This window comes from Lagierella sp. ICN-221743 (assembly GCF_037890055.1).
Classification (GTDB): Bacteria; Bacillota; Clostridia; order Tissierellales; family Peptoniphilaceae; genus Mediannikoviicoccus.
In genome coordinates, this window is record NZ_JBBKBD010000019.1 from 19,917 (window position 1) to 39,215 (window position 19,299).

The 19,299-nt window shown below is 33.4% G+C and carries 28 protein-coding genes; 24 read left to right on the forward strand and 4 right to left on the reverse strand.

The window, feature by feature from the left end; all coding sequences use genetic code 11:
* The first annotated feature begins 113 nt into the window (after window positions 1-113).
* From WKS98_RS08140 to WKS98_RS08160, 5 genes are all read left to right on the forward strand, one after another.
* On the forward strand, window positions 114-395 hold the full coding sequence (locus tag WKS98_RS08140; RefSeq protein WP_498918409.1) for a VRR-NUC domain-containing protein: 282 nt from the start codon (window positions 114-116) through the stop codon (window positions 393-395).
* Complete coding sequence (locus tag WKS98_RS08145) at window positions 396-1,739, forward strand: DEAD/DEAH box helicase (protein ID WP_498918410.1); 1,344 nt, start codon at window positions 396-398, stop codon at window positions 1,737-1,739.
* 47 nt (window positions 1,740-1,786) lie between these two features.
* The gene (locus WKS98_RS08150; protein WP_498918412.1) at window positions 1,787-2,194 is read left to right on the forward strand and encodes a DUF1492 domain-containing protein; all 408 of its coding nucleotides are present in this window, start codon (window positions 1,787-1,789) and stop codon (window positions 2,192-2,194) included.
* Between the two features lie 370 nt (window positions 2,195-2,564).
* Complete coding sequence (locus WKS98_RS08155) at window positions 2,565-3,944, forward strand: MATE family efflux transporter (RefSeq protein WP_498918414.1); 1,380 nt, start codon at window positions 2,565-2,567, stop codon at window positions 3,942-3,944.
* A 133-nt stretch (window positions 3,945-4,077) separates the two neighbouring features.
* Window positions 4,078-4,446 carry an HNH endonuclease gene (locus tag WKS98_RS08160; protein ID WP_498918416.1) on the forward strand — a complete coding sequence of 123 codons (369 nt, stop codon included), beginning with the start codon at window positions 4,078-4,080 and terminating at the stop codon, window positions 4,444-4,446.
* A gap of 26 nt (window positions 4,447-4,472) precedes the next feature.
* On the opposite strand, the gene WKS98_RS08165 is transcribed toward WKS98_RS08160, so the two are convergent.
* Window positions 4,473-4,739 (reverse strand): hypothetical protein, encoded by a 267-nt coding sequence (locus WKS98_RS08165; protein ID WP_498918418.1) that lies wholly within the window; start codon window positions 4,737-4,739, stop codon window positions 4,473-4,475.
* Window positions 4,740-4,921: 182 nt separating this feature from the next.
* A complete protein-coding gene (locus WKS98_RS08170) occupies window positions 4,922-5,803 on the reverse strand; it encodes an Abi family protein (RefSeq protein ID WP_019192403.1) in 882 nt (293 codons plus the stop codon).
* 122 nt (window positions 5,804-5,925) lie between these two features.
* Here WKS98_RS08170 and WKS98_RS08175 point away from each other — a divergent pair, with 122 nt between their 5' ends.
* The 19 genes from WKS98_RS08175 to WKS98_RS08265 all read left to right on the forward strand — a co-directional run bounded on the left by WKS98_RS08175 (window position 5,926) and on the right by WKS98_RS08265 (window position 18,577).
* A complete protein-coding gene (locus WKS98_RS08175) occupies window positions 5,926-6,534 on the forward strand; it encodes a P27 family phage terminase small subunit (protein ID WP_071027582.1) in 609 nt (202 codons plus the stop codon).
* 9 nt (window positions 6,535-6,543) lie between these two features.
* Window positions 6,544-7,056: an NUMOD4 domain-containing protein gene (locus tag WKS98_RS08180; protein ID WP_002834886.1), complete on the forward strand. Its 513-nt coding sequence runs from the start codon at window positions 6,544-6,546 to the stop codon at window positions 7,054-7,056.
* A gap of 3 nt (window positions 7,057-7,059) precedes the next feature.
* A complete protein-coding gene (locus WKS98_RS08185; protein WP_498918420.1) occupies window positions 7,060-7,842 on the forward strand; it encodes an S-adenosylmethionine synthetase N-terminal domain-containing protein in 783 nt (260 codons plus the stop codon).
* On the forward strand, window positions 7,839-9,074 hold the full coding sequence (locus WKS98_RS08190) for a site-specific DNA-methyltransferase (RefSeq protein ID WP_498918422.1): 1,236 nt from the start codon (window positions 7,839-7,841) through the stop codon (window positions 9,072-9,074). The genes WKS98_RS08185 and WKS98_RS08190 overlap by 4 nt, the downstream gene beginning before the upstream one ends.
* Window positions 9,075-9,117: 43 nt before the next feature.
* Window positions 9,118-9,342, forward strand: coding sequence for a DUF4314 domain-containing protein (locus WKS98_RS08195; protein ID WP_316093617.1), 225 nt, complete (start codon window positions 9,118-9,120; stop codon window positions 9,340-9,342).
* 86 nt (window positions 9,343-9,428) lie between these two features.
* Entirely contained in the window at window positions 9,429-9,734 is a 306-nt protein-coding gene (locus WKS98_RS08200) for a hypothetical protein (protein ID WP_413014667.1), read from the forward strand.
* A 98-nt stretch (window positions 9,735-9,832) separates the two neighbouring features.
* Window positions 9,833-10,120 carry a transcriptional regulator gene (locus WKS98_RS08205; protein WP_498918424.1) on the forward strand — a complete coding sequence of 96 codons (288 nt, stop codon included), beginning with the start codon at window positions 9,833-9,835 and terminating at the stop codon, window positions 10,118-10,120.
* 98 nt (window positions 10,121-10,218) lie between these two features.
* Entirely contained in the window at window positions 10,219-11,808 is a 1,590-nt protein-coding gene (locus tag WKS98_RS08210) for a terminase large subunit (protein WP_498918426.1), read from the forward strand.
* Window positions 11,809-11,924: 116 nt separating this feature from the next.
* Window positions 11,925-12,968 carry a Fic family protein gene (locus tag WKS98_RS08215; protein ID WP_070699882.1) on the forward strand — a complete coding sequence of 348 codons (1,044 nt, stop codon included), beginning with the start codon at window positions 11,925-11,927 and terminating at the stop codon, window positions 12,966-12,968.
* A gap of 189 nt (window positions 12,969-13,157) precedes the next feature.
* Window positions 13,158-14,270 carry a phage portal protein gene (locus tag WKS98_RS08220; protein WP_498918428.1) on the forward strand — a complete coding sequence of 371 codons (1,113 nt, stop codon included), beginning with the start codon at window positions 13,158-13,160 and terminating at the stop codon, window positions 14,268-14,270.
* Entirely contained in the window at window positions 14,257-14,943 is a 687-nt protein-coding gene (locus WKS98_RS08225; RefSeq protein WP_019117850.1) for a head maturation protease, ClpP-related, read from the forward strand. Before WKS98_RS08220 ends, WKS98_RS08225 begins: the two co-directional genes overlap by 14 nt.
* 2 nt (window positions 14,944-14,945) lie before the next feature.
* The gene (locus tag WKS98_RS08230; protein WP_498918430.1) at window positions 14,946-16,136 is read left to right on the forward strand and encodes a phage major capsid protein; all 1,191 of its coding nucleotides are present in this window, start codon (window positions 14,946-14,948) and stop codon (window positions 16,134-16,136) included.
* 10 nt (window positions 16,137-16,146) lie between these two features.
* Complete coding sequence (locus WKS98_RS08235) at window positions 16,147-16,419, forward strand: head-tail connector protein (RefSeq protein WP_498918432.1); 273 nt, start codon at window positions 16,147-16,149, stop codon at window positions 16,417-16,419.
* Window positions 16,419-16,751 carry a phage head closure protein gene (locus tag WKS98_RS08240; RefSeq protein WP_498918433.1) on the forward strand — a complete coding sequence of 111 codons (333 nt, stop codon included), beginning with the start codon at window positions 16,419-16,421 and terminating at the stop codon, window positions 16,749-16,751. The genes WKS98_RS08235 and WKS98_RS08240 overlap by 1 nt, the downstream gene beginning before the upstream one ends.
* Window positions 16,748-17,128 carry an HK97 gp10 family phage protein gene (locus WKS98_RS08245; protein ID WP_019192392.1) on the forward strand — a complete coding sequence of 127 codons (381 nt, stop codon included), beginning with the start codon at window positions 16,748-16,750 and terminating at the stop codon, window positions 17,126-17,128. The genes WKS98_RS08240 and WKS98_RS08245 overlap by 4 nt, the downstream gene beginning before the upstream one ends.
* Complete coding sequence (locus tag WKS98_RS08250; protein WP_498918435.1) at window positions 17,121-17,447, forward strand: hypothetical protein; 327 nt, start codon at window positions 17,121-17,123, stop codon at window positions 17,445-17,447. Before WKS98_RS08245 ends, WKS98_RS08250 begins: the two co-directional genes overlap by 8 nt.
* Entirely contained in the window at window positions 17,440-18,036 is a 597-nt protein-coding gene (locus WKS98_RS08255) for a major tail protein (RefSeq protein ID WP_009431460.1), read from the forward strand. Before WKS98_RS08250 ends, WKS98_RS08255 begins: the two co-directional genes overlap by 8 nt.
* Window positions 18,037-18,038: 2 nt before the next feature.
* Window positions 18,039-18,395: a hypothetical protein gene (locus tag WKS98_RS08260; RefSeq protein ID WP_044565579.1), complete on the forward strand. Its 357-nt coding sequence runs from the start codon at window positions 18,039-18,041 to the stop codon at window positions 18,393-18,395.
* A gap of 17 nt (window positions 18,396-18,412) precedes the next feature.
* Entirely contained in the window at window positions 18,413-18,577 is a 165-nt protein-coding gene (locus WKS98_RS08265; RefSeq protein WP_273498037.1) for a hypothetical protein, read from the forward strand.
* On the opposite strand, the gene WKS98_RS08270 is transcribed toward WKS98_RS08265, so the two are convergent.
* Window positions 18,574-18,903, reverse strand: a complete 330-nt coding sequence (locus tag WKS98_RS08270) for a type II toxin-antitoxin system RelE family toxin (protein ID WP_049690779.1) — start codon at window positions 18,901-18,903, stop codon at window positions 18,574-18,576. The genes WKS98_RS08265 and WKS98_RS08270 overlap by 4 nt on opposite strands.
* Window positions 18,900-19,299, reverse strand: a 400-nt coding sequence (locus WKS98_RS08275) for a hypothetical protein (RefSeq protein WP_498918439.1), incomplete at its 5' end; no start/stop codon positions are given. The genes WKS98_RS08275 and WKS98_RS08270, both read right to left, overlap by 4 nt.

The window sequence follows — 19,299 nt, forward strand, 5'->3', positions numbered from 1 at the left end:
AGGTCATATATATAACTTTTATATAGTAATAAAATTAAATTTTGTATATATATAAAGGTTATAGAGGAGACCTTCGAGACCTTCACACAATCGTTAGAAAGGTTGAAATATAAATGTTAGAAAACGAAATAGAAAAAGCCTTAGTTGACAAGGTTAAACTTATTGGAGGTCTATGTCTTAAATTTACATCTCCTTCAATGACGGGAATACCAGATAGGATAATACTTCTCCCTAAAGGAAAGATTGGATTTGTTGAAACAAAAAGACCTGTAGGAGAACCAAGACCAATTCAGAAAAAGAGAATTAGGCAATTTAAAGATTTAGGTTTTAAGGTTTATGTTCTTGATTCCAAAGAAAACATTGATGAAATAATAAAGAGGATCGGAGGTGACTAATTGGAATATACTCCACATAAATACCAAAACTATGCTACTGAATTTATAAAAGAAAATGAAGAATCAGCACTTCTACTGGACATGGGACTCGGTAAGACGGTTATAAGCTTAACAGCTATAAAAGATTTACTCTTTGATTCTTTTGAAATTTCTAAAGTTTTAATAATAGCACCATTAAGAGTTGCTAGAGATACATGGAAGGAAGAAATAGAAAAATGGTCCCATCTTGATATCTTAGAATATTCAGTAGCAATAGGAAGTGAAAAAGAAAGAATAAAAGCATTAGAAGAACAAGCAGATATTTATTTAATCAATAGGGAAAATGTAGATTGGTTAATAAATAAGAGCGAACTACCATTCAACTACGATATGATTGTAATTGATGAATTATCATCTTTTAAGTCTCATAGGTCAAAGAGGTTTAAAGCCTTGATGAAAGTTAGGCCAAAGGTAAAAAGAATAGTTGGACTTACTGGAACTCCATCATCTAATGGCCTAATGGATTTATGGGCTGAATTTAGACTGCTTGATATGGGAGTGAGACTTGGCAGATTCATTGGTCAGTACAGAGAAATCTACTTCAAACCAGATAAGAGAAATGGACCAATCATTTATTCTTACAAACCACTTCCTTTTGCTGAAGATGCAATCTATGAAAAGATATCAGATATCACAGTTTCTATGAAAGCTGAAGATTATCTAAAAATGCCAAAGAAGATAAACAATGAAGTCTTTGTAAATCTATCAGATAAAGAAAGAGAAATCTACGAGACCTTAAAAAAAGACTTGGTAGTTAGTATTAAGGATAAAGATATAGATGCAGTTAATGCTGCAGCCCTTTCTAATAAATTACTTCAAATGGCGTCAGGTTCTGTTTATGATGAAGATAAAAATATGATTCATATTCATGATAGAAAGCTTGATGCCTTGGAAGATTTAATAGAAGGCGCAAATGGAAAACCTGTTCTAATAGCTTATTGGTATAAGTCAGATTTAAAAAGAATAAAGGATAGGTTTGATGTAAGAGAACTTAAGACAAGTGAGGACTTTAAAGAATGGAATCAAGGTAAGATTCCAGTTGCCATTATCCATCCAGCATCTGCTGGTCATGGACTTAACCTACAAGCTGGAGGTTCAACACTTATTTGGTTTTCCCTTACATGGTCATTAGAACTTTATGAACAAACCAATGCCAGACTTTATAGGCAAGGACAGAAAGAAACAGTTGTGATTCATCACATTATAGCTAAAGGAACTATTGATGAAGATGTGATGAAGGTATTGGAAAATAAAAATAAAACACAAGCTGCACTCATAGATGCAGTAAAAGCAAATCTAAAATGAGTAGAGGTTCTATAGGGAACTTACCTCAAAACTTATGGAGGTAAGAAATGAATGCAAAAGAATATTTAAAACAAGCTTTTTATTTAGATAAGAGAATTAATAGTAAGTTAGAACAAGTTGAAAGTTTAAATGCTCTGGCTACAAAAGCTACATCAACCTTATCTGATATGCCAAAGAGTTCCAATAGAGGAACATCTAAACTTGAGGATACTATAATTAAGATTGTAGAACTTCAAGAAGAAATCAATAAGGATATAGATAAGTTGGTAGATTTGAAGAAAGAAATCGTAAGAACAATAAAAAAGATTGAAGACAAAGAACTTCAAGTCGTTTTAGAAAAAAGATATCTTTGTTTTGAATCTTGGGAGAGAATAGCGGTTGAGATGAATTACTCAATTCAGCATATTTTTAGGTTGCATAGTAAGGCTTTAAAAAATATAGTAATTAGTGTTTAGGGTTGGACAAATGGAAATATAGTTCAGACTATGCTATAATGAAAAATATAGAAGAAAGAGGATATATCTATGAAAACATCATTAAAAAACCATCCTAAGAACAAGCTATACTCTGTACAAATAAAACCGATGAAACATTGTACAGAGTATAGCAAATAGATTGCATTTAAGATTTCATCGGGAAATATACAGTCAAGTCATTGATATGGCTTTATTTTGGTGTGCATTTCTCGATATATAACTAAGTGTAAAAGGCTACTGGCAATGTTTTGTTTGTAGCCTTTTGTTATATTTTCAAGCAAAAGGCAGATGCTGTATTGTATTTATGCCTTTTTTTCTTGCATAAATATTGGAAGTTATATATTGAGAAATGGAGAATAATAAAATGAATGAAAATAGAATAAAAATATTGAAAGAAGAAAATATTGATAAAGCACTCTTTAAGCTTGGGATTCCTATGGTTATCAGCTTATTGGTAGCAGCGTTATACAATGTTGTAGATACCTATTTTGTTTCGGGACTTGGGAAAGAAGCTGTAGCTGCCGTTTCAGTTGCATTTCCAATTCAACTTATCTTTTTAGGAATAGGATTAACATTTGGAGCAGGATCAGGCTCTTATATTTCACGATTATTAGGAGCGAAAAATAACAAAGAAGCAAATATTGTAGCTACAGTTTCTTTATTTTCTAGTGCTATTATGGCGATAATAATAGCAATTGTGTTATTTTACTCTTTAGATAGTGTGATGAAGTTTATTGGAGCTACTCCAGTTATTATGGAACTTGCTAAAACATATACTAGTCTGTTTATAATAGGTGGAGTTTTAGGAGCTGTGAATGTTACTCTAGGGAATTTAGCAGTTTCACAGGGAGCAGCTAAAATCTCCTTGAAAGCAATGATTGTAGGATCTTTATCAAATATAATTTTAGATCCAATATTCATCTTTAAATTAAATTTGGGAGTGAAAGGTGCTGCAATTGCAACACTAATAGCTAGAGTTATAACTAGCTTAATGTATCTTATTTACTTTATTGGAGATAAAAATTTAATTAAAATTAAAATACAGAACTTCAAACCTACAGTTGCAATTTATAAAGAAATACTAAAAATTGGAATATCTCTATTAATACTTCAGATTTTGCAAACCATAGCAATAAGTAAAATATCTTATGCTGCTTCTTTTTATGGAGAAGAAGCAATAGCAGCAATGGGAATAGTTCTTAGAATAGTAACTCTTGGTACAAATGTAGTAGCAGGATATATGAAAGGATTACAACCTATAGCAGGTTTTAATTACGGAGCTAAAAATTATGAAAGAGTACAAGAAGCTATAAAATCGAGCATAAAATGGACGACTCTATTTTGTATAGTTTGGACAGCTATTATATATTTATTTACACCAAGTATATTATCAATATTTGGGAAAGATAAGGATGTACTGAGGATAGCAATTCCAGCTTTAAGAGCAGCAGTAATTATGTTTATAACATTTGGGTTTCAATTTACCTATGCAACATTATATTTAGCAATAGGTAAAGCATTGGCTGGAGCTTTTTTAAATTCACTAAGACAAGGCATTGTATTTATACCAGTTATTTTACTATTACCCAAAATGATGGGATTAGATGGTGTGATATATGCTCAAGCAATATCGGATGTATTGACAACAATAATTACGGTTCCATTTGCTCTTAGCGTTTCTAAGCAATTGGAATCAAAAATAATTTTCAGAAAAAATTTTAAAATTTGAATTTAATCAATTTAAATGAGAGCAAAGTTGATAGAATGAGAGTAAGTAGTTGTAGTATAGTTAAAATAGCAAAAGAATAATTAAAAGAGCCTTGGAGATTTAATCTTCAGGGCTTTCTTTATGGAGTGATAAAGTGCCAAGAAAACCTAAGAGACCATGTTCGCATCCAGGTTGTCCAGAATTAGTTGAGGGACGATTCTGTAAAAAACATGAGAAAGAATACAACAAGAACTATGAAAAATATAAACGAGATCCTGAAACTCATAAGCGCTATGGAAAAACGTGGAGAATTATTAGAAAAAGATATGTAGCAGAGCATCCACTTTGTGAGATGTGTTTAAAAGAAAATAGAATGACAAAGGTAGAGGAAGTACATCATATACTTCCTCTTTCTCGTGGTGGAACAAATAACGAAGACAATCTTATGAGCCTTTGTAAATCTTGTCACTCAAAGACTCATGCAAGGAGTGGAGATAGATTCAATAATAAAAACGAGGGATAGAATCTTCTATCTCTCGTTTAATGGAACTAATAGCTAAGAGTACCGCAGTTGTGATTGCCCCATCCATCTTTTATGGCTTTTCCAATAAGATAATTAATATCAGCAATAGATGGAATCCTAGCTTGTCCTCTTGCAGCTTGAAGAGTACCATCTGGACGCTTCCAAATAAATCGGTATCCATTTTCTTCGTTTCCATCTCCATACTCATATCGCACATATTGGAAACAAAGATTCCAACTATCAGTTTCACCAATTTGTGCCTCATTTAAAACGACCACTCTTGTTTGACTCATATTGACCTCCTTATAAGTATCTAACAAGTAACTGATAAGTATATAATAATATATTTTTATAAAGACGTCAATAAAAATTTTATATTTTTTTAGAAGGGAGGGGGAGTCTTAATCTCTACGACAGATTTCCCTACCAACGGTGCCGCCCTCTCACGCACAAAAAAACGGGTTCAAAGGGGGTATTAAAGAACATCTTTCCAATTAGGAGGAAAACCCATAAATTTATAGTTGAAGTATCCTTGGTATTTATTAAAGGTATTTTCTAAATCTTTTAAAAGGGATTCCCATTGGTCGTTTGAGTTTAAAATTCTCTTTATGATTAAAAGAATGGGGAATATTTTATTTTGCTTGCCCTTATATTGTTCGTTTTCAGAATAAAGGCGGGGAGTTTCTTTTAAAGGCATATTATAAAGTCGAGTGTAATGGGCACAAATATTTCTTACTTCAACGAGACATAGAATCCAATTTTTTAAATATTTAGGATCTGTGTTGTAATAATTAGAAATTTCTTTTTGATCTTCATCCTTAAGAATACTAAACAAAGAAGATAAATTTCCAAAAGACATGAGTTCAACGGATACCCAGATTGGAAACTTTCCATCATATTTTTTTAGGTGGTGTTTAACAAATGGTTTATTCTTTTGCCTGTCAACTTCGTTGCTCAGATTCTCATTTATGATGGAATATATGGTTTGGCCTTTTTTATTCGTTTTATGAATAAAATTATCTTCGTGCATAAGTACATCGGAACCATACGTCATAGCTAGATGATAAGCAATTTGTGTTCTAAGCTCTATTTCAATTTGCTCAATAGTTCTAATGAGGTTGTTTTTAAATTGGCTATCAAAGCAATAAAGATTAAAGAGATGCTCGATAGTAATATGATCCTTATAGTGCTCTTTATTATTATATTTTTTAAGACCAATACCATAACCTGAAAGTCTATAATAATTTACTTTTTTCAAAATTTCTGTTGCATAAACTTCATCTTTGATTTTTAAGTTATGGTCAATTTTTAATTTGGTAATTTGATCTTCGTAGTTTAAAGCAGGTTTTAATGTCATATAAGTTCTCCTTAATATAAAAAAGCCCTCTCCGTGGTCCGCATGTAGAAAATCTACATTAAGCGTGGAGAGGTTCTGTTAAATTAATTATAACATAGAACTAGTCAAAGTCAATAACATACATGAGAAAAGAAATAAAACAACTAGGAGGTGATAGTATCGCTAAGGACGGAACATATAGAGGTGGGAGAAGAGTAAAAGCAGGAGGGAAACCACAGCCTGCTGCTGAAAAAATAGAAAAAGGTAAAAAAGTAGAAATATTAATGAATGATATTCCAACATTCACTCCAGAAGAAATAGATGCAGTTGATTTACCAGATGGAGCAGTTCTTGATGGAACCGATATGCCAACACCTAGTGACTATCTATCAGCAAAGCAAAAGAATGGAATACCACTTGGTGCTGACGAAATATACAAAGAGACATGGGGATGGTTAAAACAGAGAAACTGTGAGAACTTAGTAAATCCAAGACTACTAGAATCTTACTCTCAGGCTTTTGCAAGATACATTCAATGTGAAGAGGCAATAAGTCAATTTGGACTATTAGGAAAGCATCCTACTACAGGAGGAGTTATTGCATCTCCATTTGTACAGATGTCTTCACAATTTCAAAAGACAGCCAACCTTTTATGGTACGAGATTTATGACATAGTTAAAGAAAACTGCACAGAAGTTTATGAAGACTATGGGGAAGATATGATGGAAAAACTTCTAAGAAGTAGAAAGTAAGAGGTTTCATTGAATTCAATAGAAGTATGGAAAGATATTCCTGGATATGAAGATGAATATCAGGCATCTACTCTAGGTAATATTAGAAGCATAAAAAGTAATAATTTAATATTAAAGGGAGATTTTCAACCTAATGGATACAAAAGAGTTTACCTCTGGAAGAATGGTAGCAAAAAAAATTTGCTCGTTCACAGATTGGTGGCTCTTTCTTTTTTGCCTAATCCAAATAACTATGAGGAAGTAAATCATCTTGATGAAAACAAAGCTAATAACAAATTAGAAAATTTAGAATGGTGTACTCATTCATACAATATGAATTATGGAGATGTTAAGAAGAAAATATCTGAATCACATAAAGGAAAAGTGATTTCTGAAAAAAGTAGAAAAAAACTTTCTGAGAATAGCAAAAATAGGAAATGGATAAATAACGGGAAATTAGAAAAATGTGTAAAAGAGAATACGTTGAACAATTTTCTAATTAATGGTTGGAATTTTGGAAGGATAAAAAACATGGAGGTGTAATATATGTTTGAAAAAGTGAATCCATCACACGTTGATAAAATAGCAGATTGTATTGCAGGAGCAATTGTAGATTTAGCATATAAAGAAAAAGATGATCCTAAAATAGCAGTTGAAGTTTTGCTGGGGCATGGAAATTGTCATGTAATTATTGAAACGGATTGTAAGTTAAATAAAAAAGAAATTGAAACAGCGATTAATAGGATAGCTGGAGATGTAATAGCAGATATTAAATTAGTAGAACAGGATATCCACCTATCAAATAATCAAAAAGAAAAGATAAGATGTGGAGACAATGGGATTTTTAGGGGAGTGCCTACATCAGATGAAGAAAAGAAACTATCTTTAATTGCCCGTGAAATCTATTCTAATTATCCTTACGATGGGAAGTACATTCTTGATGGAGATAAACTCATCATCTGCCAATCTAATGTAGCTACAGGAATTTTAAAATCTATTTATCCAAGAGCAGTAGTAAATCCTTTAGGGGATTGGACTGGAGGATTTAATGTTGATACTGGAGCGACAAATAGAAAACTAGGCTCAGACATGGGACGAGCAGTAACAGGAGGAGGTCTTCATGGTAAAGACTTATCCAAGGCTGATGTTTCAGTTAATATTTATGCCCACCTAAATGCACAAGAGGAAAATAGAGAGATTGAATTATCCTGTGCAATCGGAGATGAAACTATTGATGGTAGACCATATTCTGAAATAGTAGAAATTGCTAGAAACTACATTAATTCTATTGGTGGTTTTGAGGAATTTGCAAAGTGGGGGTTAATATGATAACAACAAAGGAAATGAAATTAGTCGATATTGAAAAACTTGTACCCTATGTAAACAATGCAAGAACTCATTCAGCAGACCAGATTAATAAACTACGATCATCAATTAGAGAGTTTGGTTTCATCAATCCTGTAATTATTGATAAAGACTATGGAGTTATTGCAGGTCACGGAAGAATTATGGCAGCGAAGGAAGAAGGTATAAAAGAAGTTCCATGTGTCTTTGCAGACCATCTAAACGAGGCACAAAAGAAAGCTTATATCTTAGCTGATAACAGAATGGCCCTTGATGCTGGTTGGGATGAAGAACTACTAAGAGTAGAAATTGAATCCCTAGAAGATTATGGTTTTAATGTAGAACTTACTGGTTTTTCACCAGATGAATTATCTAATATCTTTGACTTAGGAAACGATACAGAAGATGATGACTTTGATGTAGAGGAAGAATTGGAAAAACCTACTTTTTCTAAAGCTGGAGATATTTGGACCTTAGGTAAACACAAACTTATTTGTGGAGATTCTACAGATGAAACAACTTATGAGAAACTGATGAATGATACAAAAGCAAATCTTATCATCACAGACCCTCCATACAATGTAAACTATGAAGGATCAGCTGGAAAAATTAAAAATGACAATATGGAGCAAAGTAAATTCTATGAATTTTTACTAAGCTCCTTTTTAAATATGGAGAAGTTCCTCGCAGATGATGGTTCAATATATGTTTTTCATGCTGATACAGAAGGACTTAATTTTAGAAAGTCATTTCAAGATGCTGGCTTTTATTTATCTGGTACTTGTATTTGGAAGAAACAGTCTCTCGTACTTGGAAGAAGTCCATATCAATGGCAACATGAACCCATCCTTTATGGTTGGAAGAAAAAAGGAAAACACAACTGGTACACAGGAAGGAAGGAGTCTACCATTTGGGAATTTGATAAACCAAGAAAAAATGGAGACCACCCTACTATGAAACCTATTCCACTTTTATCTTATCCGATTAAAAACTCATCTATGACAAACTCTATTGTACTTGATCCATTTGGTGGAAGTGGAAGTACACTAATAGCTTGTGAACAGACTGATAGGATTTGTAGGATGATAGAACTCGATGAAAAATTTGTAGATGTGATTGTAAATAGATTTGTTGAGTTGGTTGGTAGTGATAAAGATGTAAGCCTATTAAGAAATGGAAAAGAGTATAAGTATAAAGATGTTATTAATCTGACTTGATATAAATCAGTATTTGAGTGATATATGTATGTGAGGTGATTAGATGATTTCAAGGGAAATTATACAAAAATTGAAAGAGACATTTCCAGTAGGTACAAGAGTAAAACTAATCCAAATGGAAGATGAACAGGCTCCACCAGTTGGAACCTTAGGCACAGTCTATGGGGTGGATGCCATTGGATCAATTCTAGTAAAATGGGATAATGGCTCAACATTAAATGTAATTTTCAGAGTGGATAGAATAGAAAAAATATCGAGTAAAGGTTGAAATATAGCCATTATATCCCTTAATTAACTTGACTTATTTTTGACAGTACGGTTATATGTACATACAAAAAAGATAAGGAGAAAAATATGGCATACAAATACATGAAAACACAGGAAGATTTAAATGAGTTAATCGACTCTTCAGCAATTACAATGCTTGGACTTTACGAAGGAGAAAATGGAGACTTAGCTTTCCAAGATTATTTAAAAGACTACCTTGAAGATGACACAATTTATATCACAATGGGAAAAACAATTAACGAATTTTACGAAAGCGACCTTCCTGAAGACTTAAGGATAGTAAGTTTAAAGTACAACAAGTTAGGAAGACTTCCAATTATAAGACTTGAGATTGGAGCAAAGTGGTTTGACGACTTTATAGATAATCTTTAAAAAGATTGAAAAATAGCCGATTTATAGGCATAAAAGACTTGACTAATACTCTCCTATACGGGAATATGCATATAACAAAAGCAAAGGAGAGTAAAACCATGAAAAAAGACCTTTTAGAAAGATTAGAGACAGAAGTTAAAGCTTGCAAAAGATACGCAGAAAGCTCAATAAAAAAATCAAAAGAAGGCAAGATTGGAGCAGCCATTAACCTTTTAGACATAGCAGGAATTGCAAAGAAATGTGTAGACCAAGTTCATGAAGAACTTTGGGAAGTATCAAAAGGAAACTTAACTGACGAAGAATTTCAACTTTTTGCAGAATCAGAAACACTAGATAGAGAACTTAAGAAAGCTTACAAAGAATTAAACATAGCAAGAAAAAGATAAAAATAAAAATCCAAATAGAGTTAAGGCTCTATTTGTCGTAGTAGAAGTCACAATCAGGTGGCTATTTTTTATGCCCATTTTTAAAGAAAGGAGGTCAAATGAAATATAAACCAACAAAATTTATGCTACCTACATCTCACTATGATAAAAACAAAGCAGACTATGCAGTCACCTTTATAGAATGCCTGAAGCATACAAAAGGTAGATGGGCAGGTAAAGACTTCAAGCTTATTGATTGGCAAGAAGAAATCATAAGAGACTTGTTTGGAATTGTGAAAGATACAGGATATAGACAATTTAATACAGCCTATATTGAAATACCAAAGAAGATGGGAAAATCTGAACTTGCAGCTGCTGTAGCACTTCTTCTAACTTGTGGTGATGGAGAAGAAAGAGCAGAGGTTTATGGATGTGCTGCTGATAGACAACAAGCAACTATAGTTTTTGATGTTGCAGCTGATATGGTAAGAATGTCTCCAGCCCTATCTAAAAGAGTAAAGATTCTAGCATCTCAAAAGAGGATGATATATAAGCCGACCAATTCTTTCTATCAAGTTTTATCTGCAGAGGCTTATTCTAAACACGGATTTAATATTCATGGTGTCGTATTTGACGAACTTCACACTCAGCCTAATAGAAAATTATTTGATGTTATGACAAAAGGTTCTGGCGATGCAAGAACCCAACCACTATATTTCCTCATAACAACTGCAGGAACAGATACGAAATCAATCTGCTATGAAACGCATCAAAAGGCAGTCGACATACTTGAAGGAAGAAAAACGGATTCAACTTTCTATCCCGTGATTTATGGAGCAGATAGGGATGATGATTGGACAGATGAAAAAGTATGGCATAAGGCAAATCCGTCTCTTGGAATTACAGTTCCTATAGAAAAAGTAAGACAAGCTTGTGAATCAGCTAAGCAAAACCCAACTGAAGAAAATGCCTTCAGACAACTAAGACTTAATCAATGGGTCAAACAAGCAATCAGGTGGATGCCTATGGAAAAATGGGATTTATGTAATTTTGCTGTTAATGAAGAAGAACTAAAAGGAAGAGTCTGCTATGGAGGTCTTGACCTTTCATCTACAACAGATATTACAGCCTTTGTTTTAGTCTTTCCTCCAATAGATGAAGATGATAAGTATCAAATATTACCCTACTTTTGGTTACCAGAAGATAACCTCGACCTAAGAGTAAAAAGAGACCATGTAAACTATGACCTATGGAAAAAACAAGGCTATATTATGACAACGGAAGGTAATGTAGTCCACTATGGGTTTATAGAAAAATTTATAGAAGACTTAAGTGAGATTTATAACATTAGGGAAATAGCCTTTGATAGATGGGGAGCAGTTCAGATGGTTCAAAACTTAGAAGGCATGGGTTTCACAGTAGTTCCTTTTGGTCAAGGATTTAAAGATATGTCTCCACCGACTAAAGAACTCATGAAACTAACTCTCGAAAGAAAAATAGCCCATGGGGGTCATCCTGTTCTAAGATGGATGATGGATAATATCTTCATACGAACAGATCCTGCTGGAAACATTAAGGCAGACAAAGAAAAATCTACAGAAAAGATAGATGGAGTAATTGCTACAATAATGGCTCTAGATAGGGCAATAAGATGTGGCAATGATACAAGTGAATCGGTTTATGATGATAGGGGATTGATTGTTTTTTAATCTCGCTATTTTTGATTTATCATAGCCAAATCTATTAAAATGGCGAAATTAATCTCGCCAGCATTGATTTATATACGCCATATACGATATAATGGCGAGGAAGGTGGTGATAGAACATGAGAGAATTTAATTATTCAAAGCTTTTAAATTTAAATATACCTGCAAAAATGTATGATTTAATATCAAAGATCTATGAATATAAAGGAAAACAGGAGCTATACGTAGCTAATTTTTCCGATGTTCTCGATAAAATGATAGAGGTTGCAAAAATTCAGTCCACTAAATCATCTAATGCAATAGAAGGTATTTCAACAAATGATACCAGACTAGAAGAGTTGATGAATAAAAAAAGTGAACCTAAGAATAGAAATGAAGAAGAAATATATGGTTACAGAGAAGTTTTAGATATCATTCATGAAAACTATGACAATATAGAATTCACAAAAAACAATATTTTGACCCTACACAATAGGCTTTATTCTTATTCAGGGGAAAGCCATAAAGGAAAATTTAAAACAATGGATAATAGCATCGTTGAAGTAAATTCCCTTGGTCAGAAAAAAGTAAGATTTCAGCCTGTATCAGCTTTTGAAACAGAAATATATATTGATAGAATGATTGAGGCTTATAATGAAGCCGTTAGTTTAGAAATCCCGCCATTACTTCTAATACCAACTGTGATTCATGATTTTTTATGTATCCATCCATTCGCTGATGGAAATGGTAGAATGTCAAGGCTATTAACTCTGCTACTACTCTATAAAAATGGATTTTTTGTAGGAAAATATATTTCACTAGAAATGATTATTGAAGAGACAAAAGATATTTACTATGAAGAATTGCAAGCTTCAAGTGAAGATTGGCATGACGGTACGAGTGATGAATTACCATTTATAAGATATATGCTTTCGGTCATCTACAAAGCATATAGCCAGTGTGATGAAAGATTTAAACTAATAGCAGAAAAATCTATAACTTCTTCAGATAGAGTGATGAAGATATTTGATAATTCCTTAGAACCATTATCTAAATCAGATATAGTAGTACTTTGCCCAGACATTTCTCAAAGAACTATAGAAAGAGCATTAAAAGAATTAAAAGACAGTGGCTTAATTAAACAATTAGGTAGCGGTAGAGCAACTAAGTATATTAAATTTTAAAGCTATTAGCATCTACAAAAGTAGGTGCTTTTTTAATACCTACTTTTAGGAGGTGGTAATATAAACATTTTAAATTTAATATTCAAGTCGAGAGACAAACCTAAAGACGGGGAGAGAATTTCTTCTACGTCTTTTTTATTTGGTAGAACAACAGCAGGAAGGAACGTAAATGAATTTACTGCTATGCAAATGACAGCAGTTTATTCGTGTGTGAGGGTTCTTGCTGAAACCTTAGCAGGACTTCCTCTTCATTTATATAAAAGAGGAGATTCAAACTCAAAGGAAAAAGCAAAAGGCCATGCCATATATTTTCTCTTACACGATGAACCAAATACTGAGATGACTTCATTTGTATTTAGAGAAACACTAATGACCCATCTACTACTTTGGGGTAATGCCTACGCTCAGATAATTCGTAATGGTAGAAATGAGGTCATAGGACTTTACCCATTAATGCCAAATAAGATGACTGTTATGAGAAGTGAAGATGGAGAAATCTTCTATAAATACAATCACAAATCAGAAGAAATTTATCTCTTAAAAGAAGATGTCCTTCATATTCCAGGACTTGGTTTTGATGGACTTATTGGCTACTCACCAATTACCATGGCTAAAAATGCTATAGGCATGGCTATGGCTTGTGAAGATTATGGAGCGTCATTCTTCCAAAATGGAGCACAACCAGGTGGAGTTTTAGAGCATCCAGGTATTATTAAAGACCCAGAAAGAGTTAGAGAGTCATGGAATGCTGCCTTTCAGGGGCCTAAGAACGCCAACAAAGTGGCTGTACTTGAAGAAGGGATGAAATACCAACCCATAGCCATCGCACCAAGTGAGGCCCAGTTTTTGGAAACTAGAAAGTTTCAATTAAATGAGATAGCAAGGATATTCAGAATACCACCTCACATGATTGGTGACTTGGAGAAGTCATCATTTTCAAATATAGAACAGCAGTCACTTGAATTTGTTAAATATACTCTCGATCCTTGGATTGTTCGTTGGGAGCAATCTTTAGAAAGATCACTATTAACAAAGAAAGAAAAGGAATCCTACTTTATTAAATTCAATCTTGATGGACTTTTAAGAGGAGACTATGAATCAAGAATGAATGGATATGCTGTAGGAAGACAGAATGGGTGGATGAGTGCAAATGACATAAGAGAATTAGAAAATCTTGATAGGATTTCAGCTGAAGAAGGTGGGGACCTATATCTTGTAAATGGAAATATGCTACCACTTGATAAGGCAGGTAGTTTTTATCAGCAGAAAGGAGAAGAAATAAATCCTAATGAAGAACAATAAAATATTTTGGAATTGGAAAAAGGATTCAAATGAACTCTATATAGATGGAGTTATTGCAGAAGAGTCTTGGTTTGATGATGAAATCACGCCAAGGCTCTTTTTTGAAGAATTAAAAAATAAAAGTGGAGACATAACTGTGTGGATCAACTCCCCTGGTGGAGATTGTATAGCTGCATCACGAATTTACACCATGCTTTTAGAACACAAGGGAAATGTGACCATAAAGATTGATGGGCTTGCAGCATCAGCAGCATCGGTTATTGCCATGGCAGGAACTGAAGTATTGATGAGTCCCACCTCATTAATGATGATTCACAACCCCTTAACTGTAGCCATTGGTGACTCAAAAGAAATGCAAAAGGCAATTGATATGTTAAAGGAAGTCAAAGAATCAATCATCAATGCCTATGAGATTAAGACAGGTTTGTCTAGAGAAGAGATTTCTAATCTAATGGATGGAGAGACTTGGTTTGATAAGAACAAGGCTATTGAGATGGGCTTTTGTGATGGAACTCTCACTGACAAAAGAAAAGATGAAAAAGTCACTAATATGGTTTTTTCAAGACGAGCAGTTACAAACTCACTTTTAACAAAGATAAATAAAGAAGTAAAGACTCACTCAATGAGTGAGGTAGAAGAAAGATTAAACAAAATTAAAAACACTTGGAGGTAATTATGAATTTAAAAGAACTTTTAGAAAAGAGAACTAAGGCTTGGGATGAGGCAAAGGCATTTGCTGAATCTAAGAAAGATGAAAAGGGTCTAATGTCTGATGAAGACTTTAAGACATACGAAGAGATGGAGAGAACTATCGAGAATTATACTCGTGAAATTGAAAGAAAGAAGAGGGAAGAAGAAATGGATAAATCCTTAGAAAAACCTACTAGTGAAGCACTAACAAGTGAACCTGCTACTTTTAATGAAGAAGAAAAGCCGATGAGAGCAAGAAATGTCTATAGGAAGTCTATGATGAAGGCATTAAGAACTAACTTTAGAGATATTTCTAATGAACTAAAGGTAGGTACAGATGAAAGTGGTGGATATTTAGTTCCAGAAGAAATGGAAGTAGATATTGTAAATGGTCTTGAAGATGAAAATATTGTAAGAAAACTAGCTACAAAAGTTCAAACTTCTGGACTCCATAAAATTAACATTGCAGCTACAAAGCCAGCAGCCCTATGGGTTGAAGAAGGTGGTCAACTTACCTTTGGAGATGGTACATTCGATCAAGTATCTCTTGATGCACACAAACTCCATGTTGGAATTAAAGTTACTGAAGAACTTCTCTATGATGCAGCCTTTAATCTAGAAAAATACATCACTGAAGAATTTACTAGAGCGTTAGCAAATGCTGAAGAGGATGCCTTCTTAAATGGCGATGGAGTAAACAAGCCTACAGGAATTTTTGACTCTAAAAAAGGTGGAGAACTTGGGGTAACAACAAAGGCTCAAACAATTACTGCAGATGAACTCATTGATTTAGTTTACTCTTTAGACAGACCTTATAGAAAGAGAGCAGCTTTCATTTTAAATGATGCAACAGTTGCTCAGATTAGAAAACTTAAGGATGTTAATGGTGCATATATTTGGCAACCATCACTTAAGGATGGAGAACCAGATAGACTTTTAGGATATCCTGCCTATACATCTGCCTTTGCTCCAAAAGCTGATAAAGGAAAACTTGCAGTAGCCTTTGGCGATTTTTCATATTACAAGATTGGAGATAGAGGAAACAGGTCTTTCCAAGACTTAAAGGAACTATTTGCTGGTAATGGCATGGTTGGTTTCTTAGGTAAGGAAAGAGTTGATGGAATCTTAGTTTTAAAAGAGGCAGTTAAACTATTAAAAATCGGCGCTACTGCCTAAGGAGTAAATTATGATTACTCTTGAGGAGGTAAAGTCCTATTTAAGGGTGGATTTTGATGATGAGGATGAGATGATTAAATCTCTCATCCAATCATCAATAAAGCACTCCATGGATGTATCCAGGGTTGATAGCGAAGAAGATCTTTCTAAAAATCCAAATGGAAAGATAGCCGTCCTCTATATGACTGCTTATCTTTATGAACACAGAGAAGAGGCAGATTATTCTGTATTAAACTTAACTCTAAGGGCTTTATTATTTGGAATGAGAAAGGCTGAGTTCTAATGAAGATATCAGATTTAAATAGAAAAATAACCTTTCAAAATAAAAATGTTGAGGTAGATGAAATTGGTAACCATAAATCGGTATGGGCAGATTATCTAGAAACATCAGCCTATATATCTTTTCAAGGTAAAGGAGAAGAAGTTTTTCTTGGGATGGAAGTAGACAGGTCAGATATTTCTTTTACTGTGAGATTTCAAAATAGGTTAAAGAATATTAACACTTCAGAATACAGAATTCTATTTGATGATGAAATGTACAATATCATCTCAATTGACTTTATGAATTATAAAAATAGACTTATAAAGTTTAGATGTAGGAAGGTGAGTAGATGAATGTAAAAATTGAAAACCTCGCTAGTGAAATAATGAAGGGCTTAGAAGAATATTCTGATATGGCAACAGATGAAGTCAAAAAGGAAGTCAAAAAAGCTGGTAGCAATATTAGAAAAGACATACAAGAAAATGCACCTGTAGGAGAAACAAAGAAATATTCTAAATCTTGGTCTGTAAAAACTATAAAAGAAACTTCAAACTCAATAGAACTTGTAGTCCATTCAAGAAATAGATATCAACTGGCTCATTTACTTGAAAAAGGTCATGTTCTTAGACAGGGAGGAAGAGTATCTGCTAAGCCACACATTGGACCAGCTGAAGAGAAAGGAGTTAGAGAATTGGAAGAAAATATTATGAGGAAACTAAACGATGGATAGGCTATTAAAAATAATTGAAAAGATAGGACTTCCATTTGCATACTCGCACTTTGCTGAAGGAGAAAGTCCAGATCCACCATTTATGGTTTATCTATTTCCAAAGAATAAACACTTTGGTGCAGATGGAGTAGTCTTTTATAAAAACACCCAGATAGACTTAGAACTTTATACTGATAGGAAAGATTTAAAATTAGAAGAAAAGATAGAAGAGATACTTGATAGAGAAAAAATCTATTATGAAAAATCTGAAGTTTGGATTGAATCAGAAAGACTTTATGAAGTTCTCTATGAATTTACTATGGAGGTAAAAAATGGCTAATAAAGTTAAATTTAATATTTGTAATGTTCACTACGCTCTCTTCGATAAAGCTGAAGAGGGCGTTATTAAATATAAGACACCAGTGCCAATGCCTGGTGCTGTTTCGATTTCATTGGATCCTAATGGAGAGCCTGAAAGCTTTTATGCAGATGGAATTGAATACTACACTATTTCAAACAATATGGGATATGACGGAGATTTGGAAATCGCCCTTATTCCAGAATCTTTTAGGACTGATGTTTTGATGGAAAAATCAGATTCTAATAAAGTTCTAATTGAGTCCTCAAATTCAGAAACTGCAAACTTTGCACTTCTTTTTGAGTTTGATGGAGACCAAAAGAAAATCCGTCACGTCATGTATAACTGTTCAGCGGCAAGACCTACCCTTGAAGGAGAAACTAATGAAGAATCAAGAGAAGTTCAACCAGAAACCTTATCTATTCAAGCAAGACCACTTCCAAATGGAAATGTAAAGGCTAGAACAGGTGAAGAAACTACGAAGGAAACTTACGATGGTTGGTATAAGTCAGTCTATATGCCAACAGAAACTACAGTAACACCTTCAAGAGCAAGTGTTGGAGGTAAATAAATATGGCACTAACCAAGAAAATTCAAATTGATGGGAAAGATGTTGTTTTCCGTGCATCAGCAGCTATCCCAAGAATCTATAGACTTAAATTTGGAAGAGATATCTTCAAAGACTTAATGGAACTTGAAAAGTCCATGAAGAAAAATGATGAAGATAAATCTAATCTAGATATAGGTTCATTAGAACTATTTGAAAATATAGCCTATGTAATGGCAAAGCATGGAGATAAATCTGTTCCTGATAGTCCAGAAGAATGGTTGGATAATTTCTCAACCTTTTCAATTTATCAAATTCTACCTCAGCTAATTGAGTTATGGGGACTTAATATAAAATCGGAAGAAGTTCCTAAAAAAAAGTAAGACCAACAGAAAGACCAATGACTACAGCATTATTCCTATTAAGGGCAGTAGAATTAGGTCTTTCTGTTTCTGATTTATCTCTACTAACAATTGGACTTGTAAATGATATGTTCACAGAAAAGAATAACGATGAATATAAATACAAAGAAGTAGCTACGCAAGAAGATTATGATAAGTTTTAATCTTCAAGCTTAGCTACTCTTTTTTCAGCATCTTTATAGACTTTGGATTCGGCTCTTGCACCGATAATAATGACAAGAACTTCGTCATCTGATTTTTCCAATTTATAAACGATCCTAAGACCTGAACTCTTAAGTTTAATTTTCATAAGACCAGCAAGCTTAGAATCAGAAAGGTTAGAAAGAGGCTTGCCATAGCCACCTTCAGTATTAGGAAGAGGATTTATTAAGATCCTCTTAAGTGCTTTATCGACAATTTTTCTTTGAGATCCATCTAAGGCTTTATAGTCTTGGATGGCTTCTTTTATAAAGGATAGTTTATAGTTCATTCGATTTCGTCCTCATCAAGAGGAGAGACTTCATTTAAATCGATATGGAAGGCTTCTTCAAATTCATCTTGAGAAATTAAATCGGATTTATCCATTGATGACATCCTTGTATTGGCAAGCATAAGATCTCTTGCATCTTCGAGCTCATCAATGAGTTTCGTATATTCATCAGGGGAAACAAGAATGCACTCAGGAGTGTTGTTCTTTAATACGACCTTAGAACCATTCACTTTGACATCATCGAAAATACGTCCAGCTAGGCCTCGATTGAATTCAGAAATGGATACAGTCTTATTGGATAATTCTTTTACAAAATTCATACTTATCACCTCAAGATAAGTATAGCAGAAATTGATAAAAACATCAATAAAAACACTGATAAATATATCTCTAAAG

What these genes read in the sequence shown, in the direction of transcription:
- WKS98_RS08140 (WP_498918409.1), top strand. Translation starts at nt 114, where the DNA reads ATGTTAGAAAACGAAATAGAAAAAGCCTTAGTTGACAAGGTTAAACTT.
- WKS98_RS08150 (WP_498918412.1), top strand. Translation starts at nt 1,787, where the DNA reads ATGAATGCAAAAGAATATTTAAAACAAGCTTTTTATTTAGATAAGAGA.
- WKS98_RS08155 (WP_498918414.1), top strand. Translation starts at nt 2,565, where the DNA reads ATGGAGAATAATAAAATGAATGAAAATAGAATAAAAATATTGAAAGAA.
- WKS98_RS08165 (WP_498918418.1), bottom strand. Translation starts at nt 4,739, where the DNA reads ATGAGTCAAACAAGAGTGGTCGTTTTAAATGAGGCACAAATTGGTGAA.
- WKS98_RS08170 (WP_019192403.1), bottom strand. Translation starts at nt 5,803, where the DNA reads ATGACATTAAAACCTGCTTTAAACTACGAAGATCAAATTACCAAATTA.
- WKS98_RS08175 (WP_071027582.1), top strand. Translation starts at nt 5,926, where the DNA reads ATGAGAAAAGAAATAAAACAACTAGGAGGTGATAGTATCGCTAAGGAC.
- WKS98_RS08185 (WP_498918420.1), top strand. Translation starts at nt 7,060, where the DNA reads ATGTTTGAAAAAGTGAATCCATCACACGTTGATAAAATAGCAGATTGT.
- WKS98_RS08190 (WP_498918422.1), top strand. Translation starts at nt 7,839, where the DNA reads ATGATAACAACAAAGGAAATGAAATTAGTCGATATTGAAAAACTTGTA.
- WKS98_RS08195 (WP_316093617.1), top strand. Translation starts at nt 9,118, where the DNA reads ATGATTTCAAGGGAAATTATACAAAAATTGAAAGAGACATTTCCAGTA.
- WKS98_RS08200 (WP_413014667.1), top strand. Translation starts at nt 9,429, where the DNA reads ATGGCATACAAATACATGAAAACACAGGAAGATTTAAATGAGTTAATC.
- WKS98_RS08205 (WP_498918424.1), top strand. Translation starts at nt 9,833, where the DNA reads ATGAAAAAAGACCTTTTAGAAAGATTAGAGACAGAAGTTAAAGCTTGC.
- WKS98_RS08210 (WP_498918426.1), top strand. Translation starts at nt 10,219, where the DNA reads ATGAAATATAAACCAACAAAATTTATGCTACCTACATCTCACTATGAT.
- WKS98_RS08215 (WP_070699882.1), top strand. Translation starts at nt 11,925, where the DNA reads ATGAGAGAATTTAATTATTCAAAGCTTTTAAATTTAAATATACCTGCA.
- WKS98_RS08220 (WP_498918428.1), top strand. Translation starts at nt 13,158, where the DNA reads ATGACAGCAGTTTATTCGTGTGTGAGGGTTCTTGCTGAAACCTTAGCA.
- WKS98_RS08225 (WP_019117850.1), top strand. Translation starts at nt 14,257, where the DNA reads ATGAAGAACAATAAAATATTTTGGAATTGGAAAAAGGATTCAAATGAA.
- WKS98_RS08230 (WP_498918430.1), top strand. Translation starts at nt 14,946, where the DNA reads ATGAATTTAAAAGAACTTTTAGAAAAGAGAACTAAGGCTTGGGATGAG.
- WKS98_RS08235 (WP_498918432.1), top strand. Translation starts at nt 16,147, where the DNA reads ATGATTACTCTTGAGGAGGTAAAGTCCTATTTAAGGGTGGATTTTGAT.
- WKS98_RS08240 (WP_498918433.1), top strand. Translation starts at nt 16,419, where the DNA reads ATGAAGATATCAGATTTAAATAGAAAAATAACCTTTCAAAATAAAAAT.
- WKS98_RS08245 (WP_019192392.1), top strand. Translation starts at nt 16,748, where the DNA reads ATGAATGTAAAAATTGAAAACCTCGCTAGTGAAATAATGAAGGGCTTA.
- WKS98_RS08250 (WP_498918435.1), top strand. Translation starts at nt 17,121, where the DNA reads ATGGATAGGCTATTAAAAATAATTGAAAAGATAGGACTTCCATTTGCA.
- WKS98_RS08255 (WP_009431460.1), top strand. Translation starts at nt 17,440, where the DNA reads ATGGCTAATAAAGTTAAATTTAATATTTGTAATGTTCACTACGCTCTC.
- WKS98_RS08260 (WP_044565579.1), top strand. Translation starts at nt 18,039, where the DNA reads ATGGCACTAACCAAGAAAATTCAAATTGATGGGAAAGATGTTGTTTTC.
- WKS98_RS08265 (WP_273498037.1), top strand. Translation starts at nt 18,413, where the DNA reads ATGACTACAGCATTATTCCTATTAAGGGCAGTAGAATTAGGTCTTTCT.
- WKS98_RS08270 (WP_049690779.1), bottom strand. Translation starts at nt 18,903, where the DNA reads ATGAACTATAAACTATCCTTTATAAAAGAAGCCATCCAAGACTATAAA.